The sequence below is a fragment of the Chelonobacter oris genome (assembly GCF_000772535.1).
GTDB classification, from domain to species: Bacteria; Pseudomonadota; Gammaproteobacteria; order Enterobacterales; family Pasteurellaceae; genus Chelonobacter; species Chelonobacter oris.
This window is the reverse complement of the sequence record NZ_JSUM01000006.1, coordinates 206,262-222,007: the sequence shown is the minus strand read 5'-3', so window position 1 is coordinate 222,007 and position 15,746 is coordinate 206,262. Positions and strand designations below refer to the sequence as shown.

Sequence of the window (15,746 nt, the reverse complement as noted above, 5' to 3'; positions counted from 1 at the left end):
ATGGAGTAAAGTGCGGTCAGTCGTGTTGTTTCAATATGCCGTGTTGTAATTTAAACAATGTTCCGTCGGCCAGTGGCATTTGCTTGAGCTGCTCTCGGGTGATGGCGGTAACGAATACCTGCGAACCGCTCTTTTGCAGGCGTTCGGCAAGCAGGCTGCGTTTGTACCGGTCCAGTTCCGAGGCGAAATCATCGAGTAAAAACAAACAATTGCGCTGTGTGGTGCGGGTCAAATGTTCGCCTTGCGCTAGACGTAAGGCGCACATCATCAATTTCAGTTGACCGCGCGATAAAACATCGTCCACCGGCAAACCGTTGGCTTTAAAGCGGAAATCCGCTTTTTGCGGGCCGGATACGGTGTAACCGATATTTTTATCACGTTCAAAATTCTGCGCCAATAATTCGGCATATTCGGTATCTTGATCCCACCCTTGATGAAAACCGACTTGAATTGCCTGCTCAGGCAAAAACAGGCGGCAGCTCTGTTCTATCTCGGGAGAGAGCGTCTCGGCATATTCCCGCCGCCAGTCGCTGATTTGATGGGCGAGCAGCGACAGTTCGCCGTCCCAGATTTTTAGCGGGGCATAGTGAGCGGTTTGTTGTAGCGCAGCATTGCGTTGTTTCAGCAGGCGGCGCAATCTCGTCCATAACGTATAAAATTCGGCTTGGTGATGAAACAGCCCCCAGTCCAAAAAGGCGCGTCGAAAAGCCGGACCGCCGTTCAGCAAGGTCAAGCCTTCGGGTGAAATAATCTGTATCGGCAGTAATTGTGCCAAATCGGCGATTTTATTGCCGTCTTCGCCGTTGATTTTGACGACCGTATCACCCTGTCTGGTTTTTTGTAACCCCAATGCCCAGTCATGCTGTTGTTCGCTGATGCGGGCGTGGAGGGTAAAGTGCGGTTGATCATGGCGGATAATCCGTTGGCTGACCGCACTTTTGAATGAACGTCCGTGCCCGAGATAATAGACGGCCTCCAGCAGGCTGGTTTTGCCGCTGCCGTTATTGCCGACAATAAAATTGAAGCCGGGATTCGGTTCAATATCCACGGCTTGCAAATTGCGAAAATCGGTGACGATTAAGCGGGAAAGTGCCATGACAAAGGCTATCCGTTATAAACGCATCGGCATGATCACATATTCGGCGCTGGCTTCATTGCAGTCTTCGATCAGGCAGCTGGAATTGGAATCGCTGAAGCGGAACCGCACTTTGTCGCATTTCAGGGCATTGAGTACGTCCAATAAATAGCTGACATTGAAGCTGATTTCCATCTCGTCATTATCATACTGAATGTCGATCACCTCTTCGGCTACGTCTTTTTCGGCATTGCTGGAGGTGATGCCCATTTGATTCAGACTCAGTGCCAACCGCACGCCGTGAATGCGATCGCTGGAGAGAATGGCGGCACGGGAAAAGGCTTGTTTCAATGTTGCCCAATCGGCTTCGATAATGTGATCGGCATTGCGCGGTAAGACTCGGCGATAGTCGGGGAAACGACCGTCGATTAGTTTGGAGGTAAACACAGTGTGTTCAAATTGAATGCGAATATTACTGGTGCCGATCTGAATCCGGACATTCTGTTCCGGTTCGTTTAACAGACGGTTGAGTTCCAATACGCCTTTACGCGGTACGATCACCGCATGGTTCGGCAACGATTGTTCCAGTGCGATAGTGCAGACCGCCAAGCGATGACCATCGGTGGCGATGGTGCGTAACAGATTGCCTTCGGTTTCAAATTTCATGCCGTTCAGAAAATAGCGAGCGTCCTGATTTGCCATCGAAAATTGGGTGGCGTCAATCAGGCGGTGCAGGGTTTGCTGCGGAACGGAGAAATCCACTTCGGCGTGCCAGTCGGTCAAGGTCGGGTATTCGTTTGCCGGCAGGGTGGAAAGCGTAAAACGGCTGCGACCGCTGCTGACAATGGCGCGATCATCTTCAAAGGTAACGTTAATTTCCGCTTCGTCATTAAAGCTGCGGCAAATATCGAGAAATTTTTTGCCCGGAATAGTATAAAAGCCGTCTTGAACCGCACTTCTCAGTTGGGATTGGGTGGACAGTTCCACTTCCAAATCGGTTCCGGTCAGAATCAGGCGCCGGCCGTCCACTTGCAGCAGCAAATTATGCAAAACGGCCGTCGGTGGGCGGGAATTTAGCACGCCGCACACTTGCTGTAGTGGTTTAATCAGGTTTTCCCGAGTGATAGAGAATTGCATATCAACCTCTTTTCTTTTGCTGTTTTTGTCGATGATGATTATCTTGCTGTGATGATTCGGAATTATGCCGACAGCGTACGAATTAAATTGGAAAAATCTTCTTGAATATTATTGTCTTTTTCTCGTAAATCCGCAATGGTGCGGCAGGCATGCAACACGGTGGTGTGATCGCGATCGCCGAAAGCCTTGCCGATTTCCGGTAAACTGCGGTTAGTCAGCTCTTTTGCCAGCGCCATTGCCAATTGGCGCGGGCGGGTGACGGAGCGGGAACGGCTTTTTGATTTTAAATCGGACACTTTTATTTTGTAATATTCGGCGACGATTTTTTGGATATTTTCAATTGTGACTAATTTATCTTGCAGCGCCAGCATGTCTTTCAGTGCTTCTCGCACCAGATCAATGGTGATATGTTCCCCTTTGAAATTGGCAAATGCCCGCACACGGTTGAGCGCCCCTTCCAGTTCTCGCACATTTGTGCGTAGTTTTTGCCCGATAAAAAATGCGACTTCTTCCGGCAGTAACATGCCGCTTTCTTCCGCTTTTTTCATTAAAATGGCAACCCGGGTTTCCAGATCCGGCGGTTCGATAGCAATGCTCAAGCCCCAGCCGAAACGGGATTTCAGTCGATCTTCGATTTTGTCGATCTCTTTCGGATAACGATCCGAGGTTAAAATAATTTGGTGGTTACTTTCAAACAGCGCATTAAAGGTGTGGAAAAACTCTTCCTGCGTCCCTTCTTTATTGGCGAAGAATTGAATGTCATCGATCAGTAATGCATCCAGATTGCGATAGAATTTTTTGAAGTTGTCGATTTTATCGTTGCGCAGGGCTTTCACCATTTCTTGTACGAAGCGTTCTGAGTGCATGTAAACTACTTTGGCATCGGGATTGTCAGCTAAAATACCGTTGCCGATGGCGTGTAACAAATGCGTTTTGCCCAAGCCGGTGCCACCGTATAGATACAGCGGGTTGGAATCGGAGCTGCCCGGATTGTCCGCCACTTTTTGGGCGACGGCACGTGCCATCTGGTTGGATTTTCCTTCCACAAAATTATCGAAGGTATGTTTGAGATTCAGGTTGCTGCGAAACGGCTTGCTTTCGGTTTGTTCGGGCTTGCTCGGCTCGGCAACGGGATGTTGTGGCTTGAGATTGGTTTGCGGCTTACTGCCTTCTATCAGTCTGACGCTGAATTGCGGGTTGCCGGAAAGAAAGCGGCTAATCTCTTTGATTTGGCTCAGATAACGTTCTTGTACCCAGCTGATGACAAAGCGGTTCGGCGCATACAGTACCAATATTTCGTTGTCGAGATCTGCCTGCAACGGACGCAGCCAAGTGCTGAAATCGGTCGGGGATACTTTATCTTGTAAGTGCGAAAGGCAATCCTGCCAAAGAGAAGACACGCGTGACGCTCCAATAAATTGATTTCGGTGAAGAAACGGTATAATGATAAATAAGCGGTAATCATACAATAAACCACGGATAAAATCCGTAATCAATGTCGAAAAAATCCGAAAAAAACCGCTTGCATTTTGCGGACTTAATTTTTATCAATCGCTTGTGCTGTCCGAGGCGAAGTTGAACGAATTATTTTTGTACGATTTTGATGCGGACGGTCTAAGGCGGCTTAATCCTATTCGGCGGCGAATGCCGGTGGATAGGATAAGGTAAAAGTAGAGCGAAGCTGAATTTTCTTTCAACAGGGGAATTAATGACGACGATGAAGTCACTTAATGAAACTATCGGCTATTTACAGTCTGTAAACAAGCGCATACTGAATTTGGTGTAAACTATTTACCGCTATTCGTGACGGGAGCGGCATTGCGGGAAATAATTTACGCCTTTTTATGAATCGCAATTGACTTGGGCGTAATTTGTGATTAAAATTCGGTTCCTTATTTTTAGGTACTCGTCTTTCTTGTTGGGAATCGGTACGATGCCTGAATTACCGTTAAGAAACCTTTATTAAATAATAAGCAGAGATTAGTTATGAAACGTACATTTCAACCATCAGTATTAAAGCGTAGCCGTACTCACGGTTTCCGTGCCCGCATGGCGACTAAAAACGGCCGTCAGGTATTGGCACGCCGCCGTGCTAAAGGTCGTAAGCGTTTATCCGCTTAACCGACCGCACTTCCAGTGTGATTAAGCACAAATTTCTTCGGGAGTCGCGTCTGTTGACTCCCGAACAATTCAAATTCGTTTTCCAACAGCCTGTTCGGGCGAGTCGACCTGAAATCACCATTTTAGCCAGAGCCAACCAACTTGCCATTCCCCGCTTGGGATTGACCGTTGCCAAAAAACATCTGAAACGTGCCCACGAGCGCAACCGTATCAAGCGTCTTTGCCGCGAATATTTCCGTTTGCACCAGCATGATCTGCCGGCCATGGATTTTGTGGTGGTGGCGAAAAAAGGGATCGGTGAATTGGATAACCGCACTTTAACCGACATTTTAGGCAAGTTATGGCATCGTCATCGTCGTTTGGCGCAAAACTCTTAATTTTGCTGATTAAGTTTTACCGTTTGGCGATCAGCCCGATGTTGGGGCCTCGTTGTCGTTTTAACCCGACCTGCTCGCAATACGGGTTGGAAGCCGTTCAAATGCACGGCGCATTAAAAGGTGGTTGGCTTACGGTGAAACGTGTATTAAAATGTCACCCTTTAAGTGCGGGTGGTGACGACCCCGTTCCGCCGAAGTGCGGTGGCGGGAAAAGCCGCACACATTCGACATCTAACCAATACAGAGAAAAATAATGAATTCAAAACGCAGTTTATTAGTTATCGCTTTACTGTTTATTTCGTTTTTAGTGTATCAGCAATGGCAAATCGACTATGTATTGCCGAAACCAGCCGGGCAAGAAACGACGACAGTGAATAACAGCAGCGACACGCCGAGTGCCTCCGGTTCGGTAATGAGCGGTATTGACAGCCGGACAACAGGGCGTGTGATTACGGTCGAGAACGATGTATTGAGCCTGAGAATCGATACCTTAGGCGGTGATGTGATCGATTCCGATTTGCTGAAATACGATGCGGAACTGAATTCAAACACCCCGTTTTCACTGATGCAAAACGATGCCGATTTAGTTTATGTCGCTCAAAGCGGTTTGGTCGGTAAAAACGGCATTGATACCCCTGCCGGTCGTGCGCAATACCAATTAAACGGTGATAATTTCAAATTGGCAGACGGGCAAGATCAGTTGCAGATCCCGTTGACCTATGAAAAAGACGGGCTTCAGGTCATTAAAACCTTCACTTTGACGCGCGGCAGTTATGCCGTTGATGTCGATTATCAAATCACTAACCAAAGCGGACAAAACGTCGAGCTGCAACCGTATGCGCAAATCAAGCACACCTTGATCGATCATTCGACTAATCTGGCGATGCCGACCTATACCGGCGGTGCTTATTCTTCTTCTGAAACCAATTATAAAAAATACAGTTTTGAAGATATGCAGAAAGCCAATTTGTCGATTGCCACCAAACAAGGCTGGGTTGCTTTGCTGCAACACTATTTTGTGACCGCCTGGGTGCCGAATCAGCATGAGGACAATCAGCTTTATACCAGCACTAATAAAGATTTCGCCTTTATTGGTTTTCGTGCGCCGACAGAAGTGATTGCCGACGGTGCAAGCCAGACTATCAGCAGCAAATTGTGGACCGGTCCTAAACTTCAAGATCAAATGGAAACCGTTGCACCGAATCTGGATTTGACTGTGGATTACGGTTGGGCGTGGTTTATTGCCAAACCGCTCTTTTGGCTATTGCAATTTATCCAAAGCCTTGTATCCAACTGGGGCTTGGCAATTATCGGCGTTACGATTGTAGTGAAAGCGATTTTGTACCCCTTGACCAAGGCGCAGTACACCTCAATGGCGAAAATGCGTATGCTGCAACCGAGAATGCAAGAATTACGTGAACGTTTCGGTGATGACAGACAGCGCATGAGTCAGGAAATGATGAAAATGTACAAAGAAGAAAAAGTGAACCCGTTAGGCGGTTGTTTACCGATTCTGTTGCAAATGCCGATTTTCATCGCCTTGTACTGGACCTTTATGGAAGCGGTCGAGCTGCGCCATGCGCCGTTCTTCGGCTGGATTCAAGATTTGTCGGCACAAGATCCGTACTACATTCTGCCGTTATTAATGGGCGGCTCGATGTTCCTGCTGCAAAAAATGTCGCCGACACCGGTAGCGGATCCGACTCAACAAAAAATCATGACGTTTATGCCGGTGGTGTTCACTTTCTTCTTCCTGTGGTTCCCTGCCGGACTGGTGTTGTACTGGTTGGTTTCCAACGTGATTACGATTATTCAGCAGCAGCTGATTTATCGCGGACTGGAAAAGAGAGGGTTGCATTCTCGCGGCAAGAAATAGTTGATTTGTAGTTTGCAACAAAATTCGGCGTCCCTGAGTGGACGCCTTTTTGCTATACTCAATCCGTAACGGAAAGTGCGGTTTATGCAAGGAAAGAAGATGACAAAAGAAACCATCGTAGCGCAAGCCACTGCGCCGGGACGGGGAGGCATCGGCATTTTACGGGTGTCGGGGCCGAAAGCGGTTGAGGTGGCACAAACAGTATTGGGAAAATGCCCTAAGCCGCGTATGGCGGACTATCTGCCGTTTAAAGATAGTGACGGAAGCGTGTTGGATCAGGGGATTGCGTTGTATTTCAAAGCACCGAATTCGTTTACCGGCGAAGATGTGTTGGAACTGCAAGGACACGGCGGACAAGTTGTATTGGATTTGCTGTTAAAACGGATTTTACAAATCGACGGCATTCGGATTGCCCGACCGGGAGAGTTCTCCGAACAAGCTTTTTTAAACGACAAACTGGATTTAGCGCAAGCCGAGGCGATTGCCGATTTGATTGACGCCAGTTCAGAGCAGGCGGCACGTTCGGCGTTGAAATCGCTGCAAGGTGAATTTTCCAATAAAGTCAATCAGTTGGTTGATTCAGTGATTTATCTGCGAACCTATGTGGAAGCAGCAATCGATTTTCCTGATGAAGAGATTGATTTTCTGGCGGACGGCGTCGTTGAGACGCGCCTGAACGATATTATTCAACAGTTGCACCATGTACAGGCTGAAGCCAAACAAGGTTCGCTGTTGCGTGAAGGCATGAAAGTGGTGATCGCAGGGCGGCCGAATGCCGGCAAATCCAGTTTACTGAATGCCCTTGCCGGGCGGGAAGCGGCGATTGTGACCGATATTGCCGGCACGACGCGTGATGTGTTGCGTGAGCATATCCACATTGACGGTATGCCGTTGCATATTATTGATACCGCCGGTTTGCGTGAGGCAACCGATGAAGTGGAACGAATCGGGATTGACCGTGCTTGGGCGGAAATAGAACAGGCCGATCATGTGTTATTGATGATTGACAGTACGACGACTACCGAGCTGAATCCGCATAAAATCTGGGCGGAATTTATCGAACGTCTGCCGGCTTCAATGCCGATTACAGTGATTCGTAATAAAGCCGATCTCAGTGCGGAAAATGAGGGGATTGAACGGCATGACGGTTATACCACGATCCGTTTATCCGCCAAAACCAAGTGCGGTATTGATTTGTTGCGCGAACATCTAAAACAGTCGATGGGCTATCAAACCGTGACTGAAGGCGGTTTTCTTGCCCGCCGCCGCCATTTGGAAGCGTTGCACGCAGCCGCTGAACATTTACAGCGTGGCCATCTGCAACTGACACGGTTTTATGCCGGTGAACTGTTGGCGGAAGAGTTACGCATGGTGCAGGATGCCCTAAGTGACATTACCGGTCAATTTACGTCCGATGATCTGCTGAGTAATATTTTCAGCTCGTTTTGTATCGGTAAATAGCGTTAAAAGCAGGATTACAGTGATCACCGCACTGTATATGGTTAATTGATAGTTTCCACTTCGCGCCGGACAAAATCGGATTGACGGTGTTCAATCAACCATTGGTCATTTTGCTTGAGCAATTGATCTTGATAAATAACATACAGGGTGGTTTTGATCGGTTTTTCCCCTTTTGTGTTGATCAAAATGACACGGCAATACGAGGTCGCTTCGGCTTTATCACCGTTCAAGCGAATGGTTTGCTGCCCGTTTTGGTGATAAACCACTTGGAATTGTGCAAGAAAATCAGAAAACACCGTTTTCATTTGCTCTCGCCCCTGCAATAGTGATGTCCGCTCTCCGTCAGTAAAAGATTCGACAATTCCGTTCTCTGTGAATAGCAACACTTGCTTGTCGATTTCCTTACTATCCGCCAAATTAGAAAACTCATCGACAACCTGTTTAATGGTCATGCGATCCGCCATCATATCAAGTCGGGCAATTGTACTTTTTTGTACGAACCACATATAAATACACACCGTGAAAACAGCAAACAACAGAGTCATAAGTATGGTGTTTTTCATAGCTTTTTTCCTTATAAATCAATATGCATCGTAAAAGCGCAGATTTTGTGAATTTTATTGTTGTCTGTTTGTTATTTTGCCGTCATAACCGCAGACTAAATTCCATGATCGATTATAGCAAGCCAGCCATTATGGGAAGGCGATACGGCTGTATTATTTTGATAAAAGGCGATTTTGTATAAAATATAAGTATTATTAAATTTGGTAAAGCAAATTTTGTGGTAATACCTGATCTTATTTTGTTGGAAAAACCGTGAGTAGCGTTGATTATACAACAGAATATGTGCCATTAGTTCACACATATTTTATGCCGTAGCGGAAGTGGACAATGTATTTATGCTGATCGCATCATTGATTTTACCGAAAATCAGATTTCGGTTTTGTTGCCGTCGACTGATGTTAGCCAAGTGCGGTTTTCTGCCGATGCTGAGGTAAGGTTTTTGCATCTTTCGGTTGAATTGCTAAAAATTGCAACTTTTGCTATGTTTACCGCCTGACTTGTCTTGAAATAATCCGGTAGAGTATGAAATTGCTGATTTCCAACCAGCACGGGGCGATTGTGATGGCGTTATTGCCGTTTTTGTACGGCATGTTGTCGTCACATATTGTCTGGCAACACCTGTTTTTATTGGCGGCATGGTTTTGTCTGTATCTGCTCACATATCCGTTTTTCAATCTGTTGAAAGGGCGCAATCCGGCGCTCAATCTGCAGTGGTGCCGGCGCTATGGGTTGACCGCACTTGTATTGTCGTTGCCTGTCCTTTGGCATAATTGGCGGATATTGTATTTCCTGCTGGCGATGTTGCCGTTCGGTCTGCTGACTATTTATTATGTCAAACAAAAAGACGAGCGGGCGTTGGGCAATGACTTGGCGGCGATAGTGATTTTTGCTTTGGCCGGAATGGCGGCATATTATTTTGCCGACCGCACTTTTGATTTGCAAATCTGGCGGGTGTTTCTGTATCCGACGTTGTTTTTTATCGGTACGACACTGTATGTAAAAAGCGTCTTGCGCGAGCGTAAAAATCCGCGTTATTTACAGTGTTCAATCGGCTTTCATCTGTTACTGGTTGTGATTGTTGCCGGTTTCGACTGGAAAACCGCACTTTGTTTTGTGCCGTCGCTGTTGCGTGCGATTGTTGCGCCGCGTTATAAATTGTCGGTGATGCAGGTGGGATTATTGGAAATGGCGATTTCGGTATTGTTTTTGCTGGGGATATTGCTGGTGTGATACTTTAAGTGCGGTTGGTAAGGCGATTTTTTATGGCTGAGATTCTTGATTTTGAAGATATTTAAGCCGCCACCGTGCGCAGATAGGAGTCAAAGTGCGGTGGCGGTTTGAGTTTAAATCACCGGTTCGACTGTCATATTACCTTTGATTTGGCAGCTGCACGCCAGTACATAACCCTGCCGAACTTCTTCTTCGGTTAATGGGCCGTTGGTGCTGATCTCATATTCGCCCTGTAACACTTTGGTTTTGCAGGAACCACAAATGCCGGTGCGGCAGGCCGCGATCACCGGTACATCATTTTCTTCCAGTGCGCTTAACAGTGAAAGCCCAACCGGTACAGCTAAAGTTTGCTCGCCCAAAATACCATGGACAGTTAAACTGACTTGTTTACTGTTATCCGTCATGCAAACTTCGGTTGAGGAGTGGAATTGTTCTAAGAAAAACCGCGCTTTCGGCACGCCTAATGCTTCAGTGATGTCGCGAATATGTCGCATATAGCTTTCCGGACCGCAGGTCAGAACGGTGGCGTCAGCGATGTCCGGCACGAGTTCCTGTAACATATCTTGACTGATTCTGCCGGCGTAGAAACCCTCGCTTGCCCCTTGTGAGGAGTTCATGTGCAGCTTCAAGTGCGGGTATTGCACTTTCATCATCTCCCATTCACGTTTAAAAATGACATCTTTCGGCGAATGAACACTATAAAAAACGGTAAGTTTGGCGTGCGGACGATTGACACATAACCAGCGCACCATTGAAATGATTGGCGTAACACCACATCCGCCGGCAATCAGCAAGTAATTATCACTGGCAATTTGAGCGCAGGTAAACTCGCCTTTTGGATCAGATAACCATAAGGTATCGCCGACTTTCACATCACGAGTCAACCAAGTCGAACCGACTCCATTTTCAATGCGACGTACGGTTAATGTAATATAACGGCTGAGCCCCGGGGTAGAAGATAGAGTATATGCTCGCACAATATCAGGCGTATTTTTTATACTGACTAACGCATATTGTCCGGGCTCGTATGGATAAAAATCCTGTGCGATGAGTTCAAGGGTATAAACATCATCTGTTTCCTGAATAATATTATTTACCATCATTTCATTCAGGCAAAAGGAATTTGGGTTCGACATAAAAAATCCTACAATAGTAATAAACAAAAGTGCGGTCAGGTAAAATAGACCGCACTTTTCGTTAACGTGATAACATTTTGGCGAAGATTATCTCGCCAACGCTTCCTGCATATCTTGTTGTGGATTGGTTAATCCGCGTAAGCCGAATTTTTCATTCAGAATGGCAAGCAAGTTGTCATTCAGGAATGCCGGTGCGGTCGGGCCGGTGTAAATATCTTTTACGCCCAGCGCCAACAGTGTCAGCAGAATCACAATCGCTTTTTGTTCGAACCAAGACAGCACCAGTGTTAACGGCAGATCGTTGACGCCGCAGCCTAATTTTTCGGACAGATTGACCGCCAGCATAATTGCAGAGTAGGCATCGTTGCATTGTCCGACGTCCAATAAGCGCGGCAAGCCGCCTTCCAGTGTGCCGAATTCCAATTTGTTGAAACGGTATTTGCCGCAGCCTAATGTCAGCACCACGCAGTCTTGCGGCACGTTGCGTGCGAATTCGGTGTAATAGCTGCGTTCACCGACACTGCCGTCACAGCCGCCGACTAAAAAGACGTGGCGTAATTTTTTCTCGGCAACCAGATTAATAACGGCATCGGAAGCATCTAACAAGGTTTGACGACCGAATCCGACGGTAATATTGTGTTCGATTTCGCTATATGGAAAGCCCGCCATTTCTTTTGCTTGTTTGATCACTCGGCTGAAATCGCGATCGTCCAAATGGGTGACGCCCGGCCAGCCGACAATGCTGCGGGTGTAGATACGATCGGCATATTTGCCGACATTCGGATCGATAATACAGTTGGAGGTCATAATCACCGGCCCCGGGAATTTGGCAAATTCACGTTGCTGATTTTGCCAACCGCCGCCGTAGTTGCCGACCAAGTGCGGATATTTTTTCAATTCAGGATAGCCGTGCGCCGGCAGCATTTCACCGTGGGTATAGACATTAATGCCGGTTCCTTCGGTTTGTTCCAGTAAGGCTTTTAGATCTTTCAGGTCATGGCCGGAAATCAGGATGCATTTGCCGGCGATCGGTTTGACGTTGACCGTGGACGGTGCAGGGTTGCCGAATGCAGCGGTTTCGCCTTTATCCAGTAAGCCCATGACGTTGAAGTTCATACTGCCGATACCGAGCGCATTTTTCAACAGGGTGTCAATGTCGGTCGGATTTGTGCCTAACCATGACATATATTGGTGGAATTCCAGATAGACCTGATTATCGAACTGACCCAGAACATGAGCGTGTTCCATATAGGCTGCGGCGCCTTTTAAGCCGTACAGACAAAGCATTCTCAAGCCGTGAACTTCTTCGCTGATCTCATTGATATCTTTATTCAAGGCGAAATCATCGGCTTGTGCGGTCAGGGTGGCAATATCGTTGCCGTTTAGTTTCAGGTGCGCTAACGGATGTACGCTGTCGGTGCTCGGATTGACTTCACGGCAACGTTGAATCAGCTCATCACGAAAGGCTTCGGCTTGTTGGGCGTATTGTACGATACGTTGTGAATCAAAGTTCACATTGGTCAGGGTGGAGAAAAACGCCTGTGCGGTGAAGGCATCAATTTCATTATCGATAATCGACAGTTCGCGCGCTTTGATCGCCCAAGTGGACAGACTGTGCAGCACGGCGATCAGTAAATCTTGCAAATCGGAGGTTTCCGCTGTTTTGCCGCACATTCCCTGTGAATAGCTGCAACCGTTGCCGACCGGGGTTTTCATCGTTTGTTCGCATTGGATACAATACATAATTCAAATTCCTTATTGATAGCGTCAGTAGACATAGTGAGTAAATCAAATGTTAATTCGTTTTAACGACGGTTATCATAAATGGAACAATTTTATAAAAGAAGTATTTTATATGCCTATTTAAGTTTTCTTTGATTTAGATCGTATTTTGTTTTTAATGAGAATTGATACCGGCGGTATCAGATCAAAATGTATACTGAGACGAGGAAAATTTGTGGGATCATGCAAGAAAAACCCCTTAAAACAGATTGGTTTTAAGGGGCGTAAAATAGGGGATTATTGCGATGCACCCGGCGCAAGCACGTTCGGGACGACTAACTCGACATCGCCTTCAGGCACAGGGATTTGCGGGAATGTTTTGCCTTCTCCCTGTTTGATCAAATCGGCAATTTTGTCGGCCGGTTCGGTCAGGTTCATGGCTCGGTAAGATTGTTCCAACAGCGGTAATGCCTGATGGGTCGCTTCCGTATCAGGATAATTGTCCAATAAACCCAATACGCGGTTTACCGTGGCGACATAAGCGTTGCGTTTGAAATAAAATTCGGCGACACGCTGCTCGTGACGTGCCAGTGCGTTACGCAAATAATTGGCGCGTACTGCGGCATCGGCGGCATATTGGCTGTTTGGAAAATGCTGCTGTAAGGTTTCAAAATTGTGCAGGGCGTTGGTCAAGGTTAGGGGATCACGCAAGGCACGGTCGGTTCCGAAGGTTTTTTGCAGGAAATGATCGCCTAATTCGGTATTGATTAAGCCGGCCAGATACAGGACGAAATCCAAATGTTGGCTGTCGCTGTGCAAGCGCAGGAAGCGTTCCGCATTGGCGAGCGCCAGCGTGTATTCGGCATCTTTATAATTGGCATAAATCAGCCCCAATTGGGCTTGTTCGGCATAGGCGCCGAAAGGGTAGCGGCTATCCACGGCATCCAGATAGCGAATGGCTTCAGAATAGTTTTCATCTAAAAGATAGGTGTTGGCTCTGCTGTACAGCGCTTCTACCGGTAAATTGTCAACTTCTTTGCTGTCGGAAGAACAAGCCGTCACCGTAAATGCGGTCAATAACAGCAAGGCGAGTGATTTTAATTTATTCATAAATAACAATCCTGAATATTTTCTGGCGAAAACCGCAGGACTGAATCACAGAAGCGGTTTTCAAGCTAAGTTTGGTTACTTCACTGTCAACTTCAGTTACAATGACAGTCATAATCTTGTTGCGCCTTGTATTTTAACCATACTGGGCAAATAAGCAAATTAGAATTAAATGGATTCGATTTTTATTTATGACAAAACAACTACAATTAACCGCACAAATTCAATTACATCAACTGGGGCAGAGGCTGGATCAGGCGCTGGCGGAGTGCTTTCCCGATTATTCCCGTTCACGGATCAAAACTTGGATTGAACAGGATCTGGTGCGGGTCAACGGGCAAATCGTCAATAAACCCAGAGAAAAAGTCTATGGCGACGAACAGATTTTGATTGAGGTTGAGCTCGAAGAGGAAAACCGTTTTGTGGCGCAGGATATTGCCTTGAACATTGTGTATGAAGATGATGATATTCTGGTGATCAATAAACCGAAAGCGTTTGTAGTACATCCGGGGGCGGGCAATCCTGACGGAACAGTGCTGAATGCGCTGTTGTACCATTGCCCGCAAATCGCCGAAGTGCCGCGTGCCGGAATAGTTCACCGTCTGGATAAAGATACGACCGGGTTGATGGTGGTAGCGAAAACGATTCCGGCACAAACGCGTTTGGTATACGCCCTGCAAAAACGGCGAATTACCCGTGAATATGAAGCCGTAGCCTACGGCATCATGACCAAAGGCGGGACGGTGGATCAGCCGATGGCAAGACATGCCGCCAAACGTACTCAGATGGCGGTGCATCCGATGGGCAAACCTGCGGTTACGCATTACCGTGTCATGGAGCGCTTTCGCAATTATACCCGTTTGCGTTTGCGACTCGAAACCGGGCGAACCCATCAGATTCGGGTGCATATGGCTTATATTGCTCATCCGCTGTTGGGCGACCCTGTTTACGGAGGACGCCCGCGCCCGCCAAAAGGTGCCGATGAAGCATTTTTACAGGTTTTACGCCATTTTCAGCGCCAGGCTTTACATGCGGTAATGCTGCGTTTAGAGCACCCGATTAGCGGTAAAGAAATGGAGTGGCACGCGCCGGTGCCGGACGATTTTGTTGAACTGGTCAATGCGCTTAAGCACGATTATGAGCAACACAAAGACGAGTTGGATTATTAATGGAATGGATTAAAGCCGATTGGCGTTTGCCTGCCAATATTAAAACCTTATCAAGCCAACGCAGCGGCGGCGTGAGTGTTTCACCTTATGACAGCTTTAATCTGGGCAATCATGTCGGTGATGAGGCAAGTGCGGTGACGGCAAACCGACTTTTATTGATTCAAGAAGGCAGCCTGCCGCAAGCACCGCTTTTCCTGAACCAAATTCATAGTACCACAGTGATTGAACTGCCGACGGAAGAGGCACTGCCTGATGCCGATGCGGTTTACACCAATCAAGCGGAGCAGGTGTGTGTAGTGATGACTGCCGACTGCCTGCCGGTGTTGTTTGCGTCGGAAAACGGCAATGAAGTGGCGGCGGCACATGCCGGTTGGCGCGGTTTGTCCGATGGTGTGTTGGAAGCGACAATCGGCAAGTTTGCCGCTGAACGGTCGCAAATTCATGCCTGGCTGGGGCCGGCAATCGGCGCCGGTGCGTTTCAGGTCGGGCAAGAAGTGCGGTCTCGTTTCATTGCACAAGATCCTCAGGCTGAAACGGCTTTTGCCGCGGATCCGAACCAGCCGCAAAAATATTTGTGTGATTTATACCGGCTTGCCCGACAGCGCTTGATAAAGTGCGGTATCCGCCATATTTACGGGGGGGAATATTGCACGTTTACACAAAAAGAACGGTTTTTTTCCTATCGTCGGGACGGGAAAACCGGACGTATGGCAAGCCTGATTTGGTTTGAGTGAAACCGCTAATTTAGATTTGACTTTTTGCCTTATAGCC

At 47.4% G+C, this 15,746-nt stretch carries 16 protein-coding genes; 8 read left to right on the top strand and 8 right to left on the bottom strand.

Annotated features, from left to right (window positions below):
- Positions 1 to 16: 16 nt before the first annotated feature.
- The 3 genes from recF to dnaA all read right to left on the bottom strand — a co-directional run bounded on the left by recF (position 17) and on the right by dnaA (position 3,612).
- Positions 17 to 1,096 carry a DNA replication/repair protein RecF gene (gene recF / locus OA57_RS05315; protein WP_034614404.1) on the bottom strand — a complete coding sequence of 360 codons (1,080 nt, stop codon included), beginning with the start codon at positions 1,094 to 1,096 and terminating at the stop codon, positions 17 to 19.
- Positions 1,097 to 1,111: 15 nt separating this feature from the next.
- Positions 1,112 to 2,212, bottom strand: coding sequence for a DNA polymerase III subunit beta (dnaN, locus tag OA57_RS05310; RefSeq protein ID WP_034614400.1), 1,101 nt, complete (start codon positions 2,210 to 2,212; stop codon positions 1,112 to 1,114).
- 62 nt (positions 2,213 to 2,274) lie between these two features.
- Positions 2,275 to 3,612, bottom strand: a complete 1,338-nt coding sequence (gene dnaA / locus OA57_RS05305; RefSeq protein WP_407637072.1) for a chromosomal replication initiator protein DnaA — start codon at positions 3,610 to 3,612, stop codon at positions 2,275 to 2,277.
- A gap of 586 nt (positions 3,613 to 4,198) precedes the next feature.
- On the opposite strand from dnaA, the gene rpmH reads away from it, so the two are divergent.
- The 5 genes from rpmH (at position 4,199) to mnmE (ending at position 8,047) form a co-directional block, all read left to right on the top strand.
- Positions 4,199 to 4,333, top strand: a complete 135-nt coding sequence (rpmH, locus tag OA57_RS12375) for a 50S ribosomal protein L34 (RefSeq protein ID WP_084255372.1) — start codon at positions 4,199 to 4,201, stop codon at positions 4,331 to 4,333.
- A 17-nt stretch (positions 4,334 to 4,350) separates the two neighbouring features.
- Entirely contained in the window at positions 4,351 to 4,710 is a 360-nt protein-coding gene (rnpA, locus tag OA57_RS05300) for a ribonuclease P protein component (RefSeq protein ID WP_034614397.1), read from the top strand.
- Positions 4,674 to 4,964 carry a membrane protein insertion efficiency factor YidD gene (gene yidD, locus OA57_RS12370; protein ID WP_084589873.1) on the top strand — a complete coding sequence of 97 codons (291 nt, stop codon included), beginning with the start codon at positions 4,674 to 4,676 and terminating at the stop codon, positions 4,962 to 4,964. Before rnpA ends, yidD begins: the two co-directional genes overlap by 37 nt.
- Entirely contained in the window at positions 4,964 to 6,586 is a 1,623-nt protein-coding gene (gene yidC, locus OA57_RS05295) for a membrane protein insertase YidC (protein WP_034614393.1), read from the top strand. Before yidD ends, yidC begins: the two co-directional genes overlap by 1 nt.
- A 99-nt stretch (positions 6,587 to 6,685) precedes the next feature.
- A complete protein-coding gene (gene mnmE / locus OA57_RS05290; protein ID WP_034614390.1) occupies positions 6,686 to 8,047 on the top strand; it encodes a tRNA uridine-5-carboxymethylaminomethyl(34) synthesis GTPase MnmE in 1,362 nt (453 codons plus the stop codon).
- A gap of 41 nt (positions 8,048 to 8,088) precedes the next feature.
- On the opposite strand, the gene OA57_RS05285 is transcribed toward mnmE, so the two are convergent.
- Both OA57_RS05285 and OA57_RS12685 read right to left on the bottom strand, forming a co-directional pair.
- Positions 8,089 to 8,610: a nuclear transport factor 2 family protein gene (locus OA57_RS05285; RefSeq protein WP_034614386.1), complete on the bottom strand. Its 522-nt coding sequence runs from the start codon at positions 8,608 to 8,610 to the stop codon at positions 8,089 to 8,091.
- A 305-nt stretch (positions 8,611 to 8,915) separates the two neighbouring features.
- Complete coding sequence (locus OA57_RS12685; protein ID WP_161788333.1) at positions 8,916 to 9,056, bottom strand: hypothetical protein; 141 nt, start codon at positions 9,054 to 9,056, stop codon at positions 8,916 to 8,918.
- A 77-nt stretch (positions 9,057 to 9,133) separates the two neighbouring features.
- Between OA57_RS12685 and OA57_RS05280 the strand changes: the two genes are divergently transcribed.
- Positions 9,134 to 9,841, top strand: a complete 708-nt coding sequence (locus tag OA57_RS05280) for a YwiC-like family protein (RefSeq protein WP_034614384.1) — start codon at positions 9,134 to 9,136, stop codon at positions 9,839 to 9,841.
- A 113-nt stretch (positions 9,842 to 9,954) separates the two neighbouring features.
- On the opposite strand, the gene hcr is transcribed toward OA57_RS05280, so the two are convergent.
- From hcr to OA57_RS05265, 3 genes are all read right to left on the bottom strand, one after another.
- Positions 9,955 to 10,977, bottom strand: a complete 1,023-nt coding sequence (gene hcr / locus OA57_RS05275) for an NADH oxidoreductase (protein ID WP_034614381.1) — start codon at positions 10,975 to 10,977, stop codon at positions 9,955 to 9,957.
- Between the two features lie 87 nt (positions 10,978 to 11,064).
- A complete protein-coding gene (hcp, locus tag OA57_RS05270; protein ID WP_034614379.1) occupies positions 11,065 to 12,720 on the bottom strand; it encodes a hydroxylamine reductase in 1,656 nt (551 codons plus the stop codon).
- Positions 12,721 to 12,996: 276 nt separating this feature from the next.
- A complete protein-coding gene (locus tag OA57_RS05265) occupies positions 12,997 to 13,809 on the bottom strand; it encodes an outer membrane protein assembly factor BamD (RefSeq protein WP_034614377.1) in 813 nt (270 codons plus the stop codon).
- 188 nt (positions 13,810 to 13,997) lie between these two features.
- On the opposite strand from OA57_RS05265, the gene rluD reads away from it, so the two are divergent.
- Both rluD and pgeF read left to right on the top strand, forming a co-directional pair.
- Positions 13,998 to 14,975 carry a 23S rRNA pseudouridine(1911/1915/1917) synthase RluD gene (gene rluD / locus OA57_RS05260; protein WP_034614374.1) on the top strand — a complete coding sequence of 326 codons (978 nt, stop codon included), beginning with the start codon at positions 13,998 to 14,000 and terminating at the stop codon, positions 14,973 to 14,975.
- Positions 14,975 to 15,709 carry a peptidoglycan editing factor PgeF gene (gene pgeF / locus OA57_RS05255; protein ID WP_034614370.1) on the top strand — a complete coding sequence of 245 codons (735 nt, stop codon included), beginning with the start codon at positions 14,975 to 14,977 and terminating at the stop codon, positions 15,707 to 15,709. The genes rluD and pgeF overlap by 1 nt, the downstream gene beginning before the upstream one ends.
- Positions 15,710 to 15,746: the final 37 nt, after the last annotated feature.

Coding starts and splice junctions, on each gene's coding strand:
- recF (WP_034614404.1), bottom strand. CDS start 1,096: ATGGCACTTTCCCGCTTAATCGTCACCGATTTTCGCAATTTGCAAGCC.
- dnaN (WP_034614400.1), bottom strand. CDS start 2,212: ATGCAATTCTCTATCACTCGGGAAAACCTGATTAAACCACTACAGCAA.
- rpmH (WP_084255372.1), top strand. CDS start 4,199: ATGAAACGTACATTTCAACCATCAGTATTAAAGCGTAGCCGTACTCAC.
- yidD (WP_084589873.1), top strand. CDS start 4,674: ATGGCATCGTCATCGTCGTTTGGCGCAAAACTCTTAATTTTGCTGATT.
- yidC (WP_034614393.1), top strand. CDS start 4,964: ATGAATTCAAAACGCAGTTTATTAGTTATCGCTTTACTGTTTATTTCG.
- mnmE (WP_034614390.1), top strand. CDS start 6,686: ATGACAAAAGAAACCATCGTAGCGCAAGCCACTGCGCCGGGACGGGGA.
- OA57_RS05285 (WP_034614386.1), bottom strand. CDS start 8,610: ATGAAAAACACCATACTTATGACTCTGTTGTTTGCTGTTTTCACGGTG.
- OA57_RS12685 (WP_161788333.1), bottom strand. CDS start 9,056: ATGCAAAAACCTTACCTCAGCATCGGCAGAAAACCGCACTTGGCTAAC.
- OA57_RS05280 (WP_034614384.1), top strand. CDS start 9,134: ATGAAATTGCTGATTTCCAACCAGCACGGGGCGATTGTGATGGCGTTA.
- hcr (WP_034614381.1), bottom strand. CDS start 10,977: ATGTCGAACCCAAATTCCTTTTGCCTGAATGAAATGATGGTAAATAAT.
- hcp (WP_034614379.1), bottom strand. CDS start 12,720: ATGTATTGTATCCAATGCGAACAAACGATGAAAACCCCGGTCGGCAAC.
- OA57_RS05265 (WP_034614377.1), bottom strand. CDS start 13,809: ATGAATAAATTAAAATCACTCGCCTTGCTGTTATTGACCGCATTTACG.
- rluD (WP_034614374.1), top strand. CDS start 13,998: ATGACAAAACAACTACAATTAACCGCACAAATTCAATTACATCAACTG.
- pgeF (WP_034614370.1), top strand. CDS start 14,975: ATGGAATGGATTAAAGCCGATTGGCGTTTGCCTGCCAATATTAAAACC.